We start from the raw sequence: 21,277 nt of genomic DNA on the forward strand, positions 1-21,277 counted from the left end.
TCAGCTCCTGACCACGGCGCAGTTGTCCCTGTTGAGGGTGAACCTGCTCGGCGGGGACGCGTCGCCCGTGTGGCTGGCGAGGTAGCCCATGGTGACGCTCTGGCCGGGCGCGATGGAGCCGTTGTGGGCGGCGTTGACCGCGGTGACCATGTCGCCGCTCTGCGTCAGGTCGGTGTTCCAGTCGGAGATGACGCTCTGCCCCCTGCCGAGGGGGAAGCGCAACGTCCAGGCGCTGAGCGGCGCGGTGCCGGTGTTGGTGATGGTGAGATCGACGGTCAGGCCGGTCCCCCAGGTCCGGGTGGTGTAGGCGATCCGGCAGGTCGGCTTCGCCCGTTCGAAGGAGACCCTGTGCAGGCCGCCCGGCAGGTCGTTGACGACGTACAGCTCGCCTTCCGGCGTCGCGCCGAACGCGGTGACCTGCGTCGGCATCTCGCCGATCTCCGCCGCGGCGTAGCCGCCCGCGCCGTTCTCCCGCAGCGCCCACACGGTCATGTAGCAGTAGTCGGCGGCGAGGTAAGTGCCGCCGACCAGGTCGGCGAACTGCTTGCCGCGGTAGACCTGGCCGCCGATGACCGCGCAGCCGCCGGTGTGCGGCGAGTAGGTGAAGACGGGCTTGGTGTACGTGGCGCCGGAAGCGCACTGGGCCTGGTCGAACACCTCCAGCCCCTCGTAGCAGGACCAGCCGAGGTTCGCGCCGGCCTGCCGCCCTGTCTTGACGTGGTTGATCTCCTCCCACCGGCCCTGGCCGACGTCGCCGATCCACATCGAGCCGTTGGCCGGGTCGACGGAGAAGCGCCACGGGTTACGGCCGCCGTACATCCATACCTCCGCCCTCGCGCCCGCCACCCCGACGAAGGGGTTGTCGGCGGGTACGCAGTAGGCCAGCGCGCCGCAGCTCCTGCTCACGTCCACCCGCAGGATCTTCCCCAGCAGGGTGTCCAGGCGCTGCCCGGTGTCGAAGGGGTCGCCGGCGCCGCCGCCGTCGCCGATGCTCATGTAGAGGTTGCCGTCGGTGCCGAAGGCGATCTGGCCGCCGTTGTGGTTGGTGTTCTCGGCGTGCTCCTGGGAGAGCAGCGGTTCGAGCCGCGCCTCGTCCAGCCGGTACCTGGCCAGGGTGACGGCGCCGTCGGGGAGGGCGGTGTAGGCCAGGTAGAGGTCCTGGCTGGTGGCGAAGTCGGGGGCCAGGGCGATGCCGAGCAGCCCGCGCTCGTTGCCGGATTCGTCCACCGACGCGGTGACGTCGATGATCGGGGTCTGCGCCAGGCCGGTGTCGGGGTGGTAGACGCGTACGGTGCCGCGCTTCTCGGTGATGAACAGCCGGTTCGTGCCGTCGTCCGGGGCGGCGATGGCGGTGGGGCGGCGTAAGCCGAACGCGACCTGAATGGTGGTGGCGTTGATCTCCTCCAGCGGCACGGCGGAGGCGGCCGACGCGGGCGGCGGGGTGCTGACGGGGGCTAGCAGTGGCAGGGACAAGGCGAGCAGCACGGGCGCTGCCCAGCGTTTTCCTGGCATGTCAGGGCTCCAGCGGCGAGGCTTCGTCGAGATCGGACGGTATCCGCCCATCCGCCGTCACAACCAGATCAACGATCACGCCGCGGCCCCGCCGGGTCGTTCCCGCCCTCTGACCGGGGACGATGCGGGAGCGGCCCGGCGGGGCCGATGAAACGTACATCGTTCTTGGGTGGTCAGGGGCCGCCTCCTCCTTCCCCGACAGGAAGCGGCCCCAGGTCACCGTGAACCCGGACCGATTAGTCCAGGTTCGGCCACCACCACTTGTCGTTGTCGACCTTGTCGTCCTTGATCGGCTCTTCCTTGACGGGCTCTTCCTTCACCGGCTCCTGCTTGACCGGCTCGTGCTTGAGACGCTCGTGGCGGCGCTCGTTACGCGAGTAGTTGTCGTTGTGGACGATGACGTCGATCCGCGGCATGTGGTAGCGCGGGTTGTGCAGGACGGGCTTCTCCCTCGGCACGTACTTGGTGACGTGGCGCACCGGCTCGGAGGGCGGGCCCCCGGCCTGGACGGCGGGGAAGCCGGCGCTCGCGCTGGCCACCCCCACGCCCAGAGGAAGGAAGACGACACCGGCGACCGCGCCGGTCAGGACGAGTGCCGCGAGCCGCCCTCGGCGAATTTGAGTGTTCACGTGCTTTTCCGTTCATTGCAGATCGGCCAGAAATCCGGCGTCCCCCGTGCTGGGCGATCGCCTGACGGAAGCAGACGTACCCATGCGAATACTCTCAGTTACCTCCTTAAACCCAAACAACCCGTCAAAGCCCACACATCCCAACAGGTAACGGTGCTCACATCGGCCCCAGCGGGGCTGAGAACATGCAGGAGTCGAGATCCCCGAAGACATCCAGGAGAAATCCCGGAGAAAGGTGACGATCCCATGCGTACCCTCCTCTCGGCCGCGCTCGCCGTGGTGCTGTGCGCGTTATCCGCGGCGCCCGCCGCGGCGGCGGCCCCCGGTGTCCCCGGCGACCAGCCGCTGCCGGGCTACACCATCGACAATCCGCCCCTGGCCCCGGCCACCGTGCACGGCAAGCCGAGCCGGGTGGTGCAGGGGGTGCACGAGCACGCCGCGTTCGACATCGAGGTGCCGCCGCGCTGGAACGGCGAGCTGGTGATGTGGGCGCACGGCTACCGCGGCGACACGACGGTGCTCACCGTGGACCCGCCCTCCTACGGCCTGCGGCAGCGGCTGCTGGAGCAGGGCTACGCCTGGGCCGCCTCCTCCTACTACGCCAACGGCTACGACGTGCGCGCGGGCGTGCTCAGCACCCGCGACCTCGTCACACGCTTCGCGCGGGAGGTGGCACGGCCGCGCCGGACGTTCCTGGCCGGCGTCTCCATGGGCGGCCACGTGACGGTCCGCTCGATCGAGCAGTTCCCCGGCGTGTACGACGCCGCGCTGCCGATGTGCGGGGTGCTCGGCGACCACGAGCTGTTCGACTTCTTCCTCGACTTCCAGCTCGTCGCCCAGGACCTGGCCGACGTGCCCGCGTACCCGATCCCGGCGGACTACGCGACCTCGGTCGTCCCGAAGATCAAGGAGCGGCTCGGGCTGAACGGCGGCGAGCCGGCCAACGAGCTGGGCAGGCAGTTCCGCGACGTCGTGGTGAACCTCAGCGGCGGTGAACGGCCCGGTGGGGCGGCGGCGTTCGCGTACTGGCAGGACTTCCTGTTCGGCCTGGCGGGCCCGGACGGCGGCGGCACGCTCGCGCAGGAGCCCGGCAGGGTGGCGACCAACCGCGACACCGTCTACCGCCCTGTCACGCCGGTGAACGTGAACGCGAGCGTGCAGCGGGTCGATCCCGCCGATCCGGTGGCGCGCCGCACGGCGCGGCTGACGGAGGTGCCGAGCGTCTCCGGCAGGATCGACGTGCCCGTGTTGTCGCTGCACGACCTGGGCGACGCCTTCGTGCCGTTCTCGATGGAGCAGTACTACCGCGCCGACGTGGCCCGGCACGGCAGGTCCTGGCTGCTGGTGCAGCGGGCGATCCGCGCGGTGGGGCACTGCGAGTTCAGCGACGTGGAGGCGGGCGCCGCCTGGGACGACCTGGTCCGCTGGGAACGGACCGGCAGGCGGCCCCAGGGCGACGACGTGACGAACCGGGCCGTGGTGGCCGCCCCGTCCTACGGGTGCCGCTTCACCGACCCGGCCGCCTACTCCACCGGCACGCGCCCGCTCTTCACCCCGTGCCCCGCTGACCGGCCCTGACGGCGGACAGGTCGAACTCAAGGGTGATCTTCTCGGGCACCATCACCCCGCCGGTCTCCAGGACGGCGTTGAAGCTGACCCCGTAGTCCTTGCGGTTGATCACGGTGCCGCCCTCGAACCCCACCCGCTTGAGCCCCATGACGCCGGTGGCCGTGCCGGTGCACTCCAGGGGAACGGTGATCTCGCGGGTGACGCCGCGGATGGTCAGGTCGCCGGTCACCTCGAAGCCGTCGCCGCCCGCGTGTTGGCTCGAACACAGCGGCTGGGTGCGCGGGGAGCACTACGAGGGTGACCGGCGCGGCTGGCTCGCCGTCCTCACCGACGAGGGCCTGGCCGCGCTCCAGGCGGCGGCGCCGCGCCACGTGTCTACCGGCTCCTGAACGAGCGCAGGTGCTCGTAGGCCGCGTCGAGCGCCACGCGCAGCGGCTCGACGTCCTGCCGTGTCCTGGCCAGCAGCAACCCGCCCTGGAACGCGGCGAACACCACCATGGCCAGCCGTCGCGGATCCGCCTCGGGAACGAGCAGGCCGCGCGCCCGCATGCTCGCCAGCCCGTCCGCCAGGTGACTCTCCAGGATCTCGAAGCAGCGCTCCAGGTCGGCCCTGGCCGCCTCGTCGCGGCCGCACAGCTCGGCGGCGAGGCTGCCGATGGGGCAGCCGGGCAGGCCGTGCGCCTCGTTCTCGCTGATCATCAGGTCGAGCCAGCGGCGGATGCCGGCCCAGTCGTCCAGCTCGGCGAGCAGGGGGCCCTGCGCGCCGAGCACGCCGTCGAGCCGGGCCTGGATCACGGCCCTGACCAGGTCGTCCTTGTCGTCGAAGAAGTGGTAGAGCTGGCTCTTGCTCGCGCCGGCCCGCGCCAGGACGCGCTCGATGCCGGTGCCGCTGACACCGTGGGTCGCCATCAGCTCCGAAGCCGCCGCCACGATGCGGTCGCGGCTGCGCCTGCCCCGGTCGGTGGTCGGCTGGTGCGCCATGGCGGTCAGCCTAATGGCTCTGGACGGATCGGTCCAGTTGTGCCTACAGTCATTGGACCGATCCGTCCACTCGTGAGGAGCATGACGTGACCGCATCCGCCGCACTGATCACCGGCGGCACCACCGGGATCGGCCTGGCCACCGCCCGCACCCTGCACGCCCAGGGGTACGCGGTGCTCGTCACCGGCCGCGACCCCGTCACCCTGGCCGCCGCCAGGGACGCACTCCCCCAGGACGTCGCGATCCTGCGCGCCGACCTGGCCGTGCCGGACGACGCCGGCGCCGTCGCCCAGCACGTACGCGACCACTTCGGCCACCTCGACCTGGTGTTCCTCAACGCCGGCACCGGCCGGGTCGCCCCCCTGGAGTCGATCGACGAGACGTTCTACGACCAGCACTTCGACGTCAACGTCAAGGGCCAGGTCTTCACCCTCCAGCGGGTGCTCCCCCTGCTCGCCGACGGCGCCTGCGTGATCTTCAACGGCGCCCTCGGGGCGGCGCTCGGCCAGCCCCACTGGTCGGTCTACAGCGCCACCAAGGGGGCCCTGATCTCGATGGTCCGCGCCCTGGCCGTCGAGCTGGCCCCGCGCGGCATCCGCGTCAACGCCGTCAGCCCCGGCCCCATCGACACCCCCGCCCTGGGCAAGCTCGGCCTGCCCGACACCGCGCGCGACGCCTTCCTCAAGGAGCTGGCCACGCGCGTGCCGCTGGGCCGGATCGGCGCCGGCGAGGACGTGGCCCACGCCGTCGCCTTCCTGGCCTCCCCCGCCGCCGGCTACATCACGGGCGTGAACCTTCCCGTGGACGGCGGCCTGTCCGTCAGGGTGTGACCGTCACCACGACCTTGCCTCTCGCGTGCCCCTGTTCGAGGTACCGGACGGCCTCGGCGGCGTCGTCCAGCGAGTAGGTGCGGTCGATGACAGGAGTGACCTCGCCCGACTCGACGAACTCGCCGACCAGGGCGAGGTCCTCCCGGCTGTTGCGGCTCAGGAAGAACGTCATCCGGGGCGTCACCGCGAGCTTGACCATGCCGATCACCGGCCCGATCCACAGGCCCTTCGCCGGGGCGCACCCGACGAAGACGCCCCGGCGGGTGAGCACGCGCCGGTTCGCCAGCACGCCGTGGTTGGCGACCAGGTCGAGCACCACGTCGTACCGGCGGCCTTCGCGCGTGTAGTCCTGCTTGGTGTAGTCGACGACGTGGTCGGCGCCGATCGACCGGACCAGCTCCACGTTGCCGGTGCCGCACACCCCGGTCACCTCTGCCGCCCCCAGCGCCTTGGCGATCTGCACCGCGAACGTCCCCACGCCGCCCGCCGCCCCGTTCACCAGCACCCGGTGCCCGCGCCGCAGCCGCGCCACGTCCCGCAGCGCCTGCAACGCGGTGAGCGCCGCCACCGGGACGGCCGCGGCCTCCTCGAACGTCAGCCCGGCCGGCTTCCTCAGCACCATCCCGTCCTGCTTCAGGCAGGCGTACTCGGCCAGGCCCGTCGTGCCGGGCACCAGGTCCAGGCCGCAGCCGCCGTACACCTCGTCGCCCGGGACGAAGGCGGTGACGTCGCGGCCGACCGCCTCGACGACGCCCGCCAGGTCGGCGCCCAGCGCGGTGTGCTTCGGCCGGGTCAGGCCGTTCATCGGGCGGACCAGGTACGGCTCGCCGCGCATGTTGTGCCAGTCCAGGGGGTTGACGGAGGCGGCGTGCACGCGGATCAGCACGTCGTCGGGGCCGGCCGCGGGCGGGTCCGCGTCCTCGATCCGGAGCACCTCGGGCGGGCCGTAGGCGTGGTAGCGGATGGCTTTCACGCGTTCCAGGGTGCGGCCGGAAGGGGTTGTACGAAATCACGTGAATTCGTGATGGGAGAGGTAGTGTCCGAGCCACCATGGCCAGACCTCCGCGCCGCCTGGGCAACCTGCCCGCCGAGGCGACCAGCTTCGTCGGCCGCCGCCGCGAGCTCGCCGCCGTCAGGGCCAGGCTCGCCGAGGCCCGCCTGGTCACCCTCGTGGGGCCCGGCGGGGTCGGGAAGACGCGGCTGGCGCTGCGGGCGGCCGGCATGCTCGGGCGCGCCTTCCGCGGGGGCACGTGGCTGGTGGAGCTGGCGGACGTGCGCGACTCCGGGCCGATGGAGCCGCCGGAGTCGGCGGAGCCGGCGGAGCCGGCGGACGTGCGCGGCTCCGGGCTGGTCGCGGACGCCGTCGTGGCGGCCCTGGACCTGCGGCCGCAGGCGGCGGCCCGGCCGTCGCGGGTGCTGGCGGCGTACCTGCGGGACAAGAGACTGCTGCTGGTGGTGGACAACTGCGAGCACCTGCTCGCGGCGACCGCCCTGCTCGTCGCGGAGGTGATGCGGGCGGCGCCCGGCGTGCGGGTGCTCGCGACCAGCAGGGAGCCGCTGTCGGCGCCGGGCGAGCACGTGATCGTGGTGCCGGCGCTCGGCCTGCCGGCCAGGGACGCCCGCCCGCCGCTGGTGGAGCTGCGGCGCAACGAGGCGGTCCGGCTGTTCACCGAACGCGCCGCGGCCTCGTCCGGCACGTTCGAGCTGACCGCCGCCAACCAGGCGGCGGTGGCCGGGCTGTGCCACCGGCTCGACGGGCTACCGCTGGCGATCGAGCTGGCGGCCGTCCGCACGCGGCTGCTGTCGGCCGAGCAGATCCTGCACCGGCTCGACGACCGGTTCGGGCTGCTCACCGGAGGGACGCGGGCGCTGCCACGCCACCAGACGCTGCGCACCACCATCGACTGGAGCCACGATCTGCTGGACCCGGCGGAGCAGGCGTTGCTGCGGCGGCTGTGCGTGTTCGCGGGCCGGTTCACGCTGGAGGACGTCGAGGCGGTCTGCGCGAGCGACGCTCCGCCCGCCCTGGACCGTTTGGCGTCGCTGGTGGACAAGTCGCTGGTGATCAAGGAGGACGCCCGTGACCTGGCCTGTTACCGCCTGCACGAGACGATGCGCGAGTACGCCGCACTCAAGCTGCGCGAGGCGGGCGAGAGGGAGGCGCTCGTCCGGAGGTTCACCGCCCACTACACCGCGCTCTGCCTGCGCGCCGCGCCGCAGGTCCGGCACCGCCTGGCCGAGTGGCTCGACTGGATGGACCTGGAGATCGACAATTTCCGCGCGGTCCTGCGGAGCTGCCTGACCCCCGGCCGCGCCGGACGCGGCATGACCCTGCTCTACGCCCTCGGCTACTACTGGATGACGCGTGCCCTCAGCGAGGGCGTCCGCTGGGCCGAGGAGCTGCTGGCCCTGCCGGGCGGCGGGCCGGCCGAGCGGGCCAGGGCAGCCTTCCTGCGCGGGTTCCTCGCCGTGCTGCAGTCGGACGCGGCGAGCGCGGAGCCCGCACTGGCCGAGGCGGCGACCAGGGCCGAGGCTGTGATCGAGGGCGGGGCGGGGATGGCGTCCGTGCTGGCGCAGTCGCTGTCGCTGGCGTCGATGGCGGCGAGCATGTCGGGCGACCACGACCGGGCGCGGAAGCTCGGCGAGCGGGCCAGAGCCGCCCTGGCGGCGACGGACGACGGCACGGCCGTGCTCATGTACCTGCAGTCGCGCGCGCTGAACGGGCTGTTCGAAGGCGACCTGGACACCGCCGGGGAGGCCGCGAAGGAGGGCGTGCGGCTCGCCAGGCAGGCGGGCGACCTCTACAGCCTGGACATGATGCTGCTGAACCTGGGCTGTGCCAGGCTGATCGCGGGCTCGCCCGCAGAGGCGGAGCCGCTGCTGGCGGAGGCGCTGCGGGTGGCGTACCGGATCGACGACCGGGTGGGCCAGTACGTGCTGCTCGACGCGCTGGGCTGCGTCGCGGCGGGCTCGGGGCGGCTGCGGCACGCGGTGCTGCTGATGGGGGCGGCCGACGCCGTGCGCACGGGGGCGGGGGCGAGCGTGCTGCCCTTCCTCGCGCCGCTGCTGGCCGGGGCCGAGGGGACGGCCAGGGCGGGGCTGGGCGCGGCGGCGTACGAGGCGGCGTACACCGAGGGAGGGCGGCTGGGCAGGGACGACGCGATCGGCCTGGCACTCGGCGAGCCCGCGCCACCCGAGCGGGCACCGGAGGAGACGCCGCTCGGCAAGCGGCAGGCGGAGGTCGCGCGGCTGGTCGCCGAGGGGCTGAGCAACAAGCAGATCGGCGAGCGGCTGTTCATCTCCGAGCACACGGTGGACAGCCACGTACGGGCGATCATGAACAAGCTCGGCGTCAACTCGCGGGCCCAGATCGCCGCCTGGGCGGCCACGCTCCGCCCGTGACGCTCTTTACTCCCACCGTATGCTCCTGTACTTAGAAAGACTAGGACACTAGGTAAATGGAGTAATCGGTGATCGAGTTCCACCTGGACAGCGGGTCGGGCGTGTCCCCGTACCTGCAGCTCGTCCGGCAGGTACGGCACGCGCTGCGGCTGGGCCTGCTGCGGGAGGGAGACCGGTTGCCGACGGTCAAGGAAGTGGTGGCCCAGCTCGCGATCAACCCGAACACGGTGCTGAAGGCGTACCGGGAGCTCGAACACGAGAAGCTCGTCGCCGCCCGGCCCGGCGTGGGGACGTTCGTGACGGCGACGCTGACCGACGCGACGCTCGCCGCGCACGGCCCGCTCCGCCAGGAGCTGCGGCGCTGGCTGATCAAGGCCCGCGCGGCCGGGCTCGACGACGAGAGCATCGAGGCCCTGTTCATGACCACCTTCCGCAACACGGCGCAGGAGGACATCGCGTGACCGCTGTCCTGCAAGCCCAGGACCTGGGCAAGAAGTACGGCCGCCGCTGGGCCTTGCGCGACTGCACGATCGACGTCCCCGCCGGCCACGTCGTCGGCCTCGTCGGGCCCAACGGGGCGGGCAAGACCACGCTGCTCAAGCTGGCCTGCGGCCAGCTCGCCCCCACGGCGGGCGGCATCACCGTGCTCGGCGGCCCGCCCGCCGGCCAGGCGCAACTGGCCAGGGTCGGCTTCGTCGCCCAGGACACCCCCACCTACGCCGGTCTGACCGTCGCCGATCACCTGCGGCTCGGCGCCCGGCTCAACCCCGGCTGGGACGCGGCGCTGGCCCAGGAGCGCGTCGACCGGCTCGGCCTCGACCCGCGCCGCCGCGCGGCCAAGTTGTCGGGCGGCGAGCGCGCCCAGCTCGCCCTCACACTGGGCCTGGCCAAGCGTCCCGAGCTGCTGGTCCTGGACGAGCCCGTCGCCGCGCTCGACCCGCTGGCCCGGCGCGACTTCCTGCGCGGCCTGATGGAGGCCACCGCCGAGCACGAGCTGAGCGTGTTGCTCTCCTCGCACCTGGTCTCCGACCTCGAACGCACCTGCGACTACCTGATCGTGCTCGTGGACTCGCGGGTGCGGCTGGCGGGCGAGGTGGACGAGCTGCTGGCCACCCACCACCGGCTCACCGGCCCGCGCCGCGACCCCGGCCGCCTGCCCGCCGGCCAGCACGTCGTCTCCGCCCGGCACACCGAACGGCAGAGCACGTTCATCGTCCGCACCGACGGGCCGATCCTCGACCCCGCCTGGACGGTCAGCAGGCTCACCATGGAGGATCTCGTCCTGGCGTACCTGGAGCAGGCCGCCACCGCGCCCGCCCCCGCCGCCGTCCCCCGGCGGCCCGCGCTGGCGGTGCTGCGGTGATCTGGCTGGCGTGGCGGCAGTTCCGCGCCGCCGCCCTGATGACGGCACTCGCGCTCGGCGCGCTCGCCGCCGTCCTGGCCATGAGCCGCACCACGCTGGGCGACGAGTACGCGCAGGGCCTGGCCGCGTGCGGCGAGCTGGGCGACTGCGAGCGGTTCATGGACCGGTTCTTCGACGAGCACCAGACCCCGTTCCTCGGCGTCACCGCCGTCGCCCTGGCCCTGCCCGCCCTCGTCGGGCTGTTCTGGGGAGCGCCGCTGATCACGCGCGAGCTGGAGGCGGGCACGCACCTGCTGGTGTGGAGCCAGAGCATCACCCGGACGCGCTGGCTGGCCGTCAAGCTGGCGCTCCTCGGCGGGGCCGCCGCCGTGACCGGCGGGCTGGGCAGCCTCGCGGTGAGCTGGTGGGCCGCCGACCTCGACCGGGCCGCCGTGGAGTTCCCGCTGATGGGGCCGCTGGTCTTCATGGGACGCGGCATCGTTCCGATCGGGTACGCGGCCTTCGCGTTCGCCCTCGGCGTCACCGTCGGGATGCTGGTGCGCCGCCCCCTGCCCGCCATGGCGCTCACCCTGGCGCTCTTCACCGCCGTGCAGATCGCCATGCCGCTCCTGGTCCGCCCCCACCTGCTCCCTCCGGCCCGTTCCTCCTTCGCCCTCATCCCGGAGAACGTGGACCAGTTGCTCAGAGGCCAGGAGGGCGCGCTGATGGTGGCCCTGGCCACGCGAGTGCCCGGCGACCCGGGCGCGTGGACGCTGTCCAGCCGCCTCGTCGGCCCGCCGGGCTCCGTGACGTTCACGGCCCGCACCGGCGACCAGGCGCTCCCTGACGAGACGTTCGTCCCCGTGCCCACGGCGTCCGGGCCCTGCAGCCTGGAGGCCCAACCGGTCGCGCGGCCCGCGCAGAGCAGGGACACGTGTCTCGACGAGATCAACCGGCGTGGTTACCGGCAGGAGGTCACCTACCTGCCCTCCACCCGGTTCTGGCCCTTGCAGTGGTTGGAGACCGGCCTCTACGCCGTGCTCACTCTGGGGCTCATGGGGTTGTGCCTGCGGCTGATCCGGCAGCTCTGAAGAGCGGGCGGTCGGGGGCGGGCAACCACTGGCTGCGCGAGTCGAACGGGCGGTAACGCTTCTGGACGTGCGCGACGAGCAGCGGCAGCGACGGGTGGCGGTTCGCCTCGTGCCACATGAGGGACCACGGATACACCGGCGCGGGGTCGGTGACGGAGATCTCGACGACGTCCGGGTGGCCGGGGTACTGCGTCTTGTTGCCGAAGGTGATGAGGTCGTCCGAGGCCTCGATCCGCTCCATGATGTGGTCACGGCCGAAGACCGGGCCCGAGCTGTCGATCCGGACGCCGAACTCGGCGCTCAGGAAACGGAAGTACTGCGCCCACTCGCTGTCGCGCGCGTTGCCCGGCATCCACGCCGTCACCCCCGACAGCTCCCTCAGCGGGACGCGCCCGCGCCCGGCCAGGACGTGCCGGCGGCCGGCCAGCACGGGGATCGGCTCCACGCACGCCGGAACCCGCTCGATCCCCTGCGGCAGAGCGTCCGTGGCCCGGCCGAACGCCGCGTCGATCGAGCCGTCGGCCAGGGCCGCCCCCTGCGCGGGGACGCCCTTGGAGATGACCACGTCCACGTCCACGTCACAGGTCTCGTAGAAGGAGCGCACCAGCTCCATCGAGGCGGCGTCGCGGCCCAGCACGTCGACGCGCAGGGCGCGGTGGCGCGCCCGGAACATCGCGGCCGCCTGGTCGGCGAGGCTGATCAGCGCCCTGGCGTGCGGGATGAACGCCTCGCCGTCCTCGGTCGGGCGCACCCCGGTGCGGGTCCGTAGCAGCAGGGGGACGCCCAGGTCGGCCTCCAGCCTGGCGATCCGCTTCGACACGGCCTGCTGCGTCATCCGCAGGCCGGCGGCCGCCCCCGTGATCTGGCCGTCGTCGACCACGGCGAGGAACGTCCTGACGGCGCTCAGGTCCAGCTCCGTCCCACCACTCGTCGTCATGCTCGTCCCTCCTCGTCGTGCGATGGTCTCAGGAAGGCGGACAGGGCCTCCAGCCAGGGGCCGGGGCGGTCCACGTGCGCCTTATAAATCACCACGATTCACCGCTACGATTCCCTTCCATGGAGGAATGGGCGCCACTCGGCGTAGACCCCACCGAACCCAGCATCGCCCGCGTCTACGACTATTTCCTCGGCGGCAAGAACAATTACGAAGTCGACCGCAAGGTCGCCGAAGAAGCCCTGAGAATCGCCCCCGACGCCCGCGAGGCAGGCCGCGCCAACCGGACCTTCCTGCGCCGCGCAGTACAACACATGGCGGCCGAGGCCGGCATCCGGCAGTTCCTCGATCTCGGCTCGGGGCTCCCCACGCAGGGCAACGTACACGAGATCGCCCAGGCGGTGTCCGCGGACGCCCGCGTCGTCTACGTCGACAACGATCCGATCGTGCAGGCGCACGGCCGCGCGCTGCTGGCCGGGGACGACCGCGCCACGTTCGTCCCCGGCGACGTCCGCCGCCCCGCCGAGATCCTGGACGATCCCGAGGTCCGGGCACGCCTGGACTTCGGCAGGCCGCTCGGCCTGCTGTTGGTGTCCGTGCTGCACCACGTCAACGACGACGAGGACCCGTCCGGCGTGATGGCCAGGTTCCGCTCGGTCCTCGCGCCCGGCAGCCGGCTGGCCATCGTGCACTTTCACGATCCGGGCGATGAGCACCCGGAGGCGTCCAGGATCGCCGTGGAGGCGGAGCGGAGCTTCAACCAGAGCCTGGGGACGGGCCGCTGGCGCACACGGGCGGAGATCGCGTCGTACTTCGGCGACCTGGAGCTGATCGAGCCGGGACTGGTGCCTCTGGCCGATTGGCGCAGCGAGCCAGGCGACATTATTCGTCAGGATTTGACCCGTTACAACGTACTGGCGGGGGTCGGCCGAAAGCGCTGAGTCATCATCGCGAATATCCCCGAAGCGTAATTCGGCGAATGACCGTCCCGGCGAAATACGATGGCCCGCAGGAGGTGGTGCCGTATGAGCGAGGAAAAGGCGCTCGGGGTCGGTCCCGACAAGATCGAGGTGACGTACGAGCGGCTCGGCGACCCGCAGGCGCCACCGGTGCTGCTGGTGATGGGCGCGGGCGGGCAGCTCATCCACTGGCCGGAGGGCTTCTGCGCCGAGCTCGTCGCCCGCGGCTGCCAGGTGATCAGGTTCGACAACCGCGACGTCGGCCTGTCGACCCACTTCCACGACGCGCCGCCGCCCGACCTTCAGGCGGCCCTGGCCGGTGACCCGTCCTCGGCCTCCTACACGCTGTCCGACATGGCGGCCGACACCGTCGGGCTGCTCGACGCGCTGGGGCTGGACAGCGCGCATTTCGTCGGCGTCTCGCTGGGCGGGATGATCGCGCAGACGGTGGCGATCGAGCATCCCGCCCGCGTCCGGTCGCTGACGTCGATCATGAGCACGACGGGCGCGCCCGGCGTCGGCGGGGCCGACCGCGAGGCGCTGTCCCGCGTGGCGGGGCCGCCGCCCGCCACCCGGGAGGACGCGATCGAGCAGTGGGTCAAGGCGTTCCAGATCCTCGGGTCGCCCGGTTACCCGACCGGCGAGGACGAGCTGCGCGAGCGGGTCACGCTCGCCTACGACCGGGCCTACGACCCGGTCGGGATGGCGCGGCAGACCGTCGCCGTCGTCGCCTCGGGCGACCGCACGGCGCGGCTGCGCGACGTGCGCGTGCCCACGCTCGTGATCCACGGCTCCGACGACCTGATGTGCGACGTCAGCGGCGGCAGGTCCACGGCGGAAGCGATCCCCGGGGCCGAGCTGGTCGTCATCGACGGCATGGGGCACAACCTGCCCGGGGCGCTGCTGCCCGAGCTCGCCCTGCGCATCGCCGGCCTCGTCCACCGCGCCGAACAGGGACCTGCCTCGTGAACGGCGCGCTGGGCCCGATCGGGGAGGCGGCATCATGAACGTCCTGCAGCGGTCTGTCTCGTGAACGGCGCGCGGGGCCCGATCGGGGAGGCGGCATCATGAACGTCCTGCAGCGGCGGCTTCAGGAGACGGCCGACGAGCTCGTACGCTCCGGGGCGGAACGCGGGCTGCAGATCGCCGTCTACCGGCACGGCGAGCAGGTCGCCGACGTGGTGGCCGGCCTCGCCGACCCGGCGACCGGGCGGCCGGTGACCCCGGGCACGCCGTTCCACGCCTTCTCGGCGGGCAAGGGCCTGACGGCCGCCCTCGTCCACGTGCTGGCCGAACGCGGGGCTCTCGACTACGACCTGCCGATCGCCGAGGTGTGGCCGGAGTTCGGCGCGCACGGCAAGGGCGCGGCCACGTTACGGCACGCCATGACGCATGCGACGGGCGTGCCGGGGCTGCCCGCCGGCCTCACCCCCGCAGACCTGTGCGACTGGCAGCGGATGTGCGCGGTGATCGCCGACGCGCGGCCGTGGTGGGAGCCGGGCACCGGCAGCGGCTACCACTCCTACACCTTCGGCTACATCGTCGGGGAGGTCGTGCGGCGGGTCACCGGCGTGCCTGTGGCGCGGGCGTTCGCCGAGGAGGTGGCCGGGCCGCTGAAGGTGGCGAACGAGCTGTTCCTCGGCGTGCCGCGGGCCGAGCTGGGGAGGCTCGCCCGGCTGGAGGACGCTCCGGAGTACGCCGAGCAACCGGCGACCCCGACGCGCGAAGAGCCCGAGGCCCCGTCACGCGAAGAGCCCGGAGCGGCGTCGGGGCTCGGCGATCCGGCCGCTTTCGTGGTGGCGCCGCGTGGCGTGCGGCCGGGGGCCGCGTTCGCGAACCGGGCCGACGTGCTGTCGGCGGCGATCCCGGCGGCGGGCCAGTTCACCGCCCGCGCGGCGGCCCGCATGTACGCCGCCCTCCTCGCCCCGGTGGACGGCGTCCGGCTGATCTCGGCGAACCGCCTGCGCGAGCTGAGCACCCCGATCGTGGACGACGTGGACCAGGTGTTCGGCAACCGCGCCGTCCTGTCGAACGGCTACGCCATCGGCCGCCTCGGCACCGACCCCGCCGACACCCCGACCGTGTTCGGCTGGGCGGGCAGCGGCGGCAGCTACGCCTGCGCCGACACCGCGACCGGTGTGGCGTTCGCGATCACCAAGAACCGGCTGGCGCCCGACTTCAGCACCGCGCAACGAGTCGGTGACGTCGTGGCAGAGGCCCTCTGAGGCGCGCCGGCCCTCTGATGCTCAGCCGATCGTCAGGCTGCTGTCCCCGTCGATGAAGTAGAAGAAGTCACCATCCCCACCCACCGACGCGTCCGTGTGATCCCCGTGATGCGACCACGCCCCACCGTCGTCCACGACAGGCGCGCCCACCACCCCACCGTCGCCCGCGACCGGCTCACCCTCAGGCGCGCCCGCGTCCCACCCTTGATCCCACCCTTCACCCCAGCCCTCCGCGACCCCCGCCACCGCGACTCCCCCGACGACGGCGGCGGGCACCCAGAACCGGGTCTCCCCGGCCTCCCCCGCGTAGGCGCCGGCCACGTCCCGCGCCCGGTCGAACTGGCTGGTGAACAAGGTCACGACGACCACCCCTCAGAAGTCCAGGAACCGCGGCGTCCGTACGGACTCGCGGGCGGCCCGCAGGTGGCCGGCGATCTCCCCGCGCCGCAGCCGCACCCCGGATCCGCCCGGATACCGCCGCATCACGTCGAGGACGGCGAGCCGCCGCGCCACCGCGCGCAGCGCGGGCAGCCGGGCGTCGGGTGGCGCGCCGGCGAGAGACTGCCCGATGCGCCGGGCGGTCTCCCAGCGCAGCGCGAACACGTTCTCGGTCAGCACGTACGCGAGCACCGGCACCGAAGCCCCCACCAGCGCGTTCCACCGATCGAGCACCACGCCCCACCCCCGCTCGGACTGGGCGGTCACGTGCGCCTTGCGCTGCTCGCCCTGCGCGTGCGACGAGTACGCCTGGGAGATGCCCGACACGGCGAACACCGGGTTGAGCAGTGCCGCCGCCCCCAGCGACAGGGCTGCCCCCGCGTAGCTGACCTTGGGCAGCGCGTCGGGGTCGAGGTCCATCACGCGGGAGAGCTGAGCGGCGAGGGCCCCGGTTTCGGCGGCGGCCCGCTGCGCGGGGGCGAGCGCCGCCCGCAGCCTCGGCTCCCCGGCTTTCAGCCAGCCGGGTTCGGCGCCGCCGGTGGCCGCGGCGAGGAGTTGCGCGTCGCGGTGCCGTAGGAAGGCGGGCAGGACGGTGGCGACCTGGTCGAGGTGGGCCTGCAGTTCCTGGAGCCCGGCCTGGAGGACGGCGGCGATCCTGGCGCGCTCGTCCCCGGCTTCGGGCAGCTCGACGGGGCGGCCGAGTTGGTCGGCGCCGACGTCGCCGAGCAGCGCCGCGTGCAGCTCGTAGAACGGGCCGAACACGGTGTAGAGCAGGTAGTCCTCCTCCAGCCCGACGGCGGCGCGCAGCATGTCGGGCACCTGCGCCGCGCTCGCGCACGCGTTGCTCCACGCCCGAACCTCGGTGTGCAGGGCCTGGACGAGCTCGGGCTGGGCGACGACGCGCAGGTCCGTGCGTTCGGTGGTGAGCCGCAGTTCGGCTCGGGGCGGCCCCGGTCTGCCCTCGACGGTTCTGATGTGCTCGTACGGGATGCGCACGTTCATCCCGCCACCCTTGACGCGCATGCCGTCGGGTGCGAACGCGCACGCGACCGGCCGCCCGTCAGCCAGTTCGGCGGGCAGCACCCCGGAGCCGAGCGTGCGTTCGGCGGCGGCGCGCAGGTCGGCGTTGCGGTGCAGCCGCCGCCCGAACACCTCGGAGGCGCACTCCACGGTCACCGGCCCGTACGCCGGGCTGAACACGACGAACCGCTCGGCCGTCCCCGCGATGCGCAGGTGCCGGTCGCCGAGGTCGAAGCGGGCGAGCACCTGCTGCGTGTCGGGTGCCTGGAACTCCAGCGCGTGCTCGCTCAGCACGCAGTCGGCCCGCACCACCGCACTACCGCCCGTGCCGCTCGTGCCGCCCAGGCCGCTCGTGCCGCTCGTGCCGCTCGTGCCGCTCGTGCCGCCCAGGCCGCGCAGCGACACCGGTGCGGAGGTGCCCACCGTGCGCGGCCCCTGCCCCGAGGATCCGGCGACGAGGAGGAAGGCCGTCCTCACCTGCCGGGTCACGAGATGCAGGGTCGCGCCGGTGAGGAAGTGCCCGCCGAGCAGGGCGCCGCCCCGCAGCTCGACCGCGCTCGGCCCGACGGGGGTCGCGGTGACCCGGTTCACGGGCCACTCCAGCGGGATCTGGCCGCGGCTGCGCAGTTGCAGGCGACCGCCCGTGACGACCACGTACGCGGCCAGTTCGGCCGGGGCGTCGTCCCCGGTGCCGGCCTCGTAGTGGGGGGTGATCGAGATGGCGCACGGGCTGATGAAGTCCGTGGCCTGGGCGTCCGGCATGAGTTTGCCGCGCAGGCCGGTCAGCGCGGTGAGCGCGGGGCGCGGCAGCTCGCCGGAGGTGAGCTCGATGGTTCTGCCGTCCGGCAGCCGGAGGTCGGCGACCAGCCTGGTGCTGCCGTCGACCAGCTCGATCGTGGCGTCGGGGTCGGCGGCCGGGTCCAGCGCGGTGACGACCGGGATGCCGAGTCCGCCGGTGTCGTGCACGTACACGGCGGGCCGGTCGGTGAGCAGCAGGGAACGGGTGCCCGTCCAGGAGAACCCGGACGACTGGCGTTCCAGGAGCACGTCGTGCCGGGAGCTGTCGAAGACGACCCGTCCTCGCACGTTGCCCCAGGCGATCGGCACTGCTGCTCACCCCCTTGCCCAGGATCGTGCTCTCCTAGAGGGGGGACGTACAGGGAGAAATACCTACTGACTTCATCCCCTCAGCGGTCGCAGCGCGGAGCCCCACGTGTGCACCTGGTCGAGGACGGCGTTGAGCCGGTCCTCGTGGAAGCCGGCGGGGTTGAAGCCGTCGACGAAGTCGGTGTGGATCGACAGGCCGACCTGGTTCGACACGGTGGCCACGCTGAGCAGGCCGAGGACGTGCCGCAGGTGCGAGATGGCCCGCGGCGCGCCGTCCACGCCGTAGCCGACGAACCCGGCCGCCTTGTTGGTCCACTCCGTGTACAGGAAGTCCAGGGCGTTCTTGAGCGCGCCCGGGTAGGAGTTGTTGTACTCGGGGGTGACGATCACGAAGGCGTCCAGGGACGCGATCTTGGCCGACCAGCGCCGGGTGTGCTCGTGCTGGTAGTTGCCCGTGGAGGGGTGCTCGGGCTCGTCCAGGTTGCCCAGGTCGTAGTCGAGCAGGTCGACGATCTCGTACTCGGCGTCGCCCCGCTTGGCCGCCAGGTCGCGGACCCACTGCGCCACCACCTCGCCGGTGCGGCCTGGACGGGTGCTGCCAAGGATGATGCCTACCTTCAGCATGTCGGTGCTCCTCAGGGAAGTTCGGTTACTCGAATCACCGTAGAAGGAGAAGCCGAGATACTGAATGCGCTGCTGTCCCAGATTTATACGCAATCGTCTCAGGCGTTAGACTTGCCGCCATGGACATGCTGAGCGACGTGGTCGCCTTCATGCGCACCGGCCGCCCCAACTCCAGCCGCGTCTCGTGGCGGGCCCCGTGGGGGGTGGCGTTCCCCTCAGCGCCCGGTTCCGCGGGCTTTCACGTGGTGCTGAGCGGGTCCTGCTGGCTGCTGCCGCCCGAGGGCGAGCCCGTCCGGCTGAACGTGGGCGACGTGGTGTTCCTGCCGCACGGCGACGGGTTCGGGCTGGCCGACGACCCCGCCAGGCCGCTGGCTCGGTCGGACTGCGCGCTGCACACCGAGCTGTTCTCCTCGGCCGGCTTCGAGGGCGCCGGGGCCGAGACGGTCCTCCTGTCCTGCGGCTACCGTACGTTCCCCGACCGCAGCCATCCCATCCTGGGCTCGCTGCCCGCCCTCATCCACCTGCCCTCGACGCTCGGCAGGCACCCCGAGCTGCGGGCCGCCGTCGAGCTGCTGGCCGGCGAGATCGGCAACCCGCGCCCCGGCGCGGACACCGTCGTGTCGTCCCTGCTCGACATGTTGCAGCTGTACATCCTGCGGGCCTGGTTCGACAGCGACGGCGAGCCCTGCACGATGTCGGGCTGGGCCGCCGCGCTGGCCGACCCCGCCATCGGGCGCGCGCTCGACGCCATCCACTGCGAGCCGGGCCGCCGCTGGACGGTCGAGTCGCTGGGCGCACACGCGGGCCTGTCGCGGGCCGGCTTCGCGCGCCGCTTCACGGCGCTGGTCGGGCAGGCGCCGCTGGCGTACCTGACCTGGTGGCGGCTGGCGAGCGCGGCCCGCATGCTGCGCGAGTCAGACGCGTCAGTGGCGGAGGTGGCCGAGCGGGTGGGTTACACCTCGGAGTTCGCCTTCGGCAACGCCTTCAAGCGGGAGTACGGCGTGGCGCCCGGCCGGTTCCGCCGCCGCGCGGCCGTGGCCTAGGCGCCGGCCTGGCTCCAGGTGGTGAGGCGGCGCAGGGCGTACTCGACGGGCCCGTACCGGTGCGTGCGCAGCCACCACGCGCTCAGCCCCAGCAGCACGGCGTAGATCATCAGGGCCACGCCCATCACGGCCGCCGGTGACAGCTTGCCCGCCAGCGCGAGGCCGTACCCGGTGAAGATCAGGCAGCACAACACCGACTGCCCGAGGTAGTTGGAGGCCGCCACCCGTCCGGCGGGGGCCAGCGCCCGCCCGGCGGCGGGGAAGCGGCGAGTCACGCGCAGCAGGGTGACCACGTACGCGGCGGCCAGCGGCACCGAGGTGACCGCGCTCACCGCCAGCCCGGCCGGCTCCCACGCGCCCGCCTGCCCGGCCGTCACCGCGAGCAGCACCCCGCCGGGCAGGCCGAGGCCGAAGCCGATCCACTGGATCCGGGGCGCGAGCCGCCACCAGCGCCCGGTCTCCTCCAGCAGCCTGGTCTTGCCCGCCGCCAGCCCGAACAGGAACATGGCCAGCGCCGTCGGCCCCTGGAAGAGCCAGATCATCGCGGCGAGCGACGGGTAGAGCTCCACCTGGAGGGTCAGCACGTCGAGCGGGCTGCCGGTGGCCAGGGCCAGCACGCGGGCCGCCGCCGCCGGATCGGCGGCCGGGGGCTGACCGGCCGTGGGGTCGAGGGTGGACAGCGCCGCCAGCCCCGCCCACAGCAGGGCGAGCCCGCCCACGATGGCCGACCCGGTCACCACGGCCGTCCTCGGCCTGATGCCGCGCATCGCGAGCAGGACCAGGCCGAGCACGGCGTACAGGGTGAGGATGTCGCCGATCCACAGCAGCAGCCCGTGCGCCAGGCCGATCACGAACAGCCCCAGGCACCGGCGCAGCGTCCTGGCCCGCACGCTCACGCCCGCCCGCTCCGCCGAGCGCAGCTGGAGCGTGAACGAGTAGCCGAACAGGAACGAGAAGACGATGTAGAACTTGGTCAGCACGAGCGCCGTGATGAGCGAGGCCACGGGGCCGTCGGGGATGGGCATGGCGCCGTTGACGGCGTAGCCGGGGTCGGCGAAGTAGCCGATGTTGGCGACCAGGATGCCCGCGAGCGCGAACCCGCGCACCACGTCCACCTCGTGGACACGGGTGGCGGGCGGTGTGCGCACTTCTGTCATGAGCCTGAAGCTACGGACGGCTTGCCGGGCCCGGCATCGAACCTTGGTCTCCTGCGAGGCGACCAAAGCATGGGGTGTTTGGGGCAGAAGGTAAGGGCCTGCACCACAATGAGGGCATGGCATACCCCCCGCAGCCTCCGCGGCCCGCAGGCTACGGCCCTCCCCAGCCTTACGGCCCGCCCCAGGGTTACGGACCCCCGCCACCGCACGGAGGACAGCCGCCATACGCGCCATACGGGGGTCGGCCGCCGTACGGTGCCCCGGGACGACCGCGCCCTCCCAAGAACAACACCGCGCTGCTCATCGGCCTGGCGAGCGGCCTGGCCGTGCTCCTGCTGGCCGGCGGCGGCTGGGCCGCGTACGCGTACCTGAGCGTCCCGGACCCCCCCCCCCCCCCCCCCCCCCCCCCCCCCC

The 21,277-nt window shown here is 72.8% G+C and carries 20 protein-coding genes; 11 read left to right on the forward strand and 9 right to left on the reverse strand.

The window, feature by feature from the left end; genetic code table 11:
• Nucleotides 1-1,512: a PQQ-dependent sugar dehydrogenase gene (locus FXF51_RS63355; protein ID WP_148443305.1), complete on the reverse strand. Its 1,512-nt coding sequence runs from the start codon at nt 1,510-1,512 to the stop codon at nt 1-3.
• A 300-nt stretch (nt 1,513-1,812) separates the two neighbouring features.
• Between FXF51_RS63355 and FXF51_RS64010 the strand changes: the two genes are divergently transcribed.
• Nucleotides 1,813-1,893: a hypothetical protein gene (locus tag FXF51_RS64010; protein ID WP_411268441.1), complete on the forward strand. Its 81-nt coding sequence runs from the start codon at nt 1,813-1,815 to the stop codon at nt 1,891-1,893.
• Nucleotides 1,894-2,387: 494 nt separating this feature from the next.
• Nucleotides 2,388-3,719, forward strand: coding sequence for a hypothetical protein (locus tag FXF51_RS57315; RefSeq protein ID WP_148443307.1), 1,332 nt, complete (start codon nt 2,388-2,390; stop codon nt 3,717-3,719).
• Here the strand turns inward: FXF51_RS57315 and FXF51_RS57320 are convergent.
• Nucleotides 3,691-3,939, reverse strand: a complete 249-nt coding sequence (locus FXF51_RS57320; RefSeq protein ID WP_222871950.1) for a YceI family protein — start codon at nt 3,937-3,939, stop codon at nt 3,691-3,693. The genes FXF51_RS57315 and FXF51_RS57320 overlap by 29 nt on opposite strands.
• A gap of 146 nt (nt 3,940-4,085) precedes the next feature.
• The gene (locus tag FXF51_RS57330) at nt 4,086-4,691 is read right to left on the reverse strand and encodes a TetR/AcrR family transcriptional regulator (RefSeq protein WP_187415152.1); all 606 of its coding nucleotides are present in this window, start codon (nt 4,689-4,691) and stop codon (nt 4,086-4,088) included.
• A gap of 86 nt (nt 4,692-4,777) precedes the next feature.
• Here FXF51_RS57330 and FXF51_RS57335 point away from each other — a divergent pair, with 86 nt between their 5' ends.
• The gene (locus tag FXF51_RS57335; protein ID WP_148443310.1) at nt 4,778-5,521 is read left to right on the forward strand and encodes an SDR family oxidoreductase; all 744 of its coding nucleotides are present in this window, start codon (nt 4,778-4,780) and stop codon (nt 5,519-5,521) included.
• Here the strand turns inward: FXF51_RS57335 and FXF51_RS57340 are convergent.
• Nucleotides 5,511-6,494 carry an NAD(P)-dependent alcohol dehydrogenase gene (locus tag FXF51_RS57340; protein ID WP_148443311.1) on the reverse strand — a complete coding sequence of 328 codons (984 nt, stop codon included), beginning with the start codon at nt 6,492-6,494 and terminating at the stop codon, nt 5,511-5,513. The two genes, FXF51_RS57335 and FXF51_RS57340, sit on opposite strands and share 11 nt — an antisense overlap.
• A 77-nt stretch (nt 6,495-6,571) precedes the next feature.
• Between FXF51_RS57340 and FXF51_RS57345 the strand changes: the two genes are divergently transcribed.
• The 4 genes from FXF51_RS57345 (at nt 6,572) to FXF51_RS57360 (ending at nt 11,356) form a co-directional block, all read left to right on the forward strand.
• Nucleotides 6,572-8,923 (forward strand): LuxR C-terminal-related transcriptional regulator, encoded by a 2,352-nt coding sequence (locus tag FXF51_RS57345; RefSeq protein ID WP_148443312.1) that lies wholly within the window; start codon nt 6,572-6,574, stop codon nt 8,921-8,923.
• Nucleotides 8,924-8,991: 68 nt separating this feature from the next.
• Nucleotides 8,992-9,384 (forward strand): GntR family transcriptional regulator, encoded by a 393-nt coding sequence (locus FXF51_RS57350; RefSeq protein WP_148443313.1) that lies wholly within the window; start codon nt 8,992-8,994, stop codon nt 9,382-9,384.
• Nucleotides 9,381-10,286, forward strand: coding sequence for an ABC transporter ATP-binding protein (locus FXF51_RS57355; protein WP_148443314.1), 906 nt, complete (start codon nt 9,381-9,383; stop codon nt 10,284-10,286). Before FXF51_RS57350 ends, FXF51_RS57355 begins: the two co-directional genes overlap by 4 nt.
• Entirely contained in the window at nt 10,283-11,356 is a 1,074-nt protein-coding gene (locus FXF51_RS57360; RefSeq protein ID WP_148443315.1) for an ABC transporter permease subunit, read from the forward strand. Before FXF51_RS57355 ends, FXF51_RS57360 begins: the two co-directional genes overlap by 4 nt.
• Here FXF51_RS57360 and FXF51_RS57365 read toward each other — a convergent pair.
• Nucleotides 11,319-12,293: a LysR family transcriptional regulator gene (locus tag FXF51_RS57365; RefSeq protein ID WP_148443316.1), complete on the reverse strand. Its 975-nt coding sequence runs from the start codon at nt 12,291-12,293 to the stop codon at nt 11,319-11,321. The genes FXF51_RS57360 and FXF51_RS57365 overlap by 38 nt on opposite strands.
• Before the next feature lie 119 nt (nt 12,294-12,412).
• Here FXF51_RS57365 and FXF51_RS57370 point away from each other — a divergent pair, with 119 nt between their 5' ends.
• The 3 genes from FXF51_RS57370 (at nt 12,413) to FXF51_RS57380 (ending at nt 15,474) form a co-directional block, all read left to right on the forward strand.
• Complete coding sequence (locus tag FXF51_RS57370) at nt 12,413-13,231, forward strand: SAM-dependent methyltransferase (RefSeq protein ID WP_148443317.1); 819 nt, start codon at nt 12,413-12,415, stop codon at nt 13,229-13,231.
• An 84-nt stretch (nt 13,232-13,315) separates the two neighbouring features.
• A complete protein-coding gene (locus FXF51_RS57375; RefSeq protein WP_148443318.1) occupies nt 13,316-14,218 on the forward strand; it encodes an alpha/beta fold hydrolase in 903 nt (300 codons plus the stop codon).
• A gap of 98 nt (nt 14,219-14,316) precedes the next feature.
• Complete coding sequence (locus tag FXF51_RS57380) at nt 14,317-15,474, forward strand: serine hydrolase domain-containing protein (RefSeq protein WP_148443319.1); 1,158 nt, start codon at nt 14,317-14,319, stop codon at nt 15,472-15,474.
• A 21-nt stretch (nt 15,475-15,495) separates the two neighbouring features.
• On the opposite strand, the gene FXF51_RS57385 is transcribed toward FXF51_RS57380, so the two are convergent.
• The 3 genes from FXF51_RS57385 to FXF51_RS57395 all read right to left on the reverse strand — a co-directional run bounded on the left by FXF51_RS57385 (nt 15,496) and on the right by FXF51_RS57395 (nt 18,663).
• Nucleotides 15,496-15,834, reverse strand: coding sequence for a hypothetical protein (locus tag FXF51_RS57385; RefSeq protein ID WP_148443320.1), 339 nt, complete (start codon nt 15,832-15,834; stop codon nt 15,496-15,498).
• Between the two features lie 12 nt (nt 15,835-15,846).
• Entirely contained in the window at nt 15,847-18,039 is a 2,193-nt protein-coding gene (locus FXF51_RS57390; protein WP_222871951.1) for a hypothetical protein, read from the reverse strand.
• Nucleotides 18,040-18,111: 72 nt separating this feature from the next.
• Nucleotides 18,112-18,663, reverse strand: coding sequence for an NADPH-dependent FMN reductase (locus tag FXF51_RS57395; protein ID WP_148443321.1), 552 nt, complete (start codon nt 18,661-18,663; stop codon nt 18,112-18,114).
• A 119-nt stretch (nt 18,664-18,782) separates the two neighbouring features.
• Here FXF51_RS57395 and FXF51_RS57400 point away from each other — a divergent pair, with 119 nt between their 5' ends.
• Complete coding sequence (locus FXF51_RS57400; RefSeq protein ID WP_148443322.1) at nt 18,783-19,706, forward strand: AraC family transcriptional regulator; 924 nt, start codon at nt 18,783-18,785, stop codon at nt 19,704-19,706.
• Here the strand turns inward: FXF51_RS57400 and FXF51_RS57405 are convergent.
• Nucleotides 19,703-20,863 (reverse strand): DUF418 domain-containing protein, encoded by a 1,161-nt coding sequence (locus FXF51_RS57405; RefSeq protein WP_148443323.1) that lies wholly within the window; start codon nt 20,861-20,863, stop codon nt 19,703-19,705. The two genes, FXF51_RS57400 and FXF51_RS57405, sit on opposite strands and share 4 nt — an antisense overlap.
• Nucleotides 20,864-21,277: the final 414 nt, after the last annotated feature.

Source organism: Nonomuraea sp. PA05 (assembly GCF_008086045.1).
GTDB classification, from domain to species: Bacteria; Actinomycetota; Actinomycetes; order Streptosporangiales; family Streptosporangiaceae; genus Nonomuraea; species Nonomuraea monospora.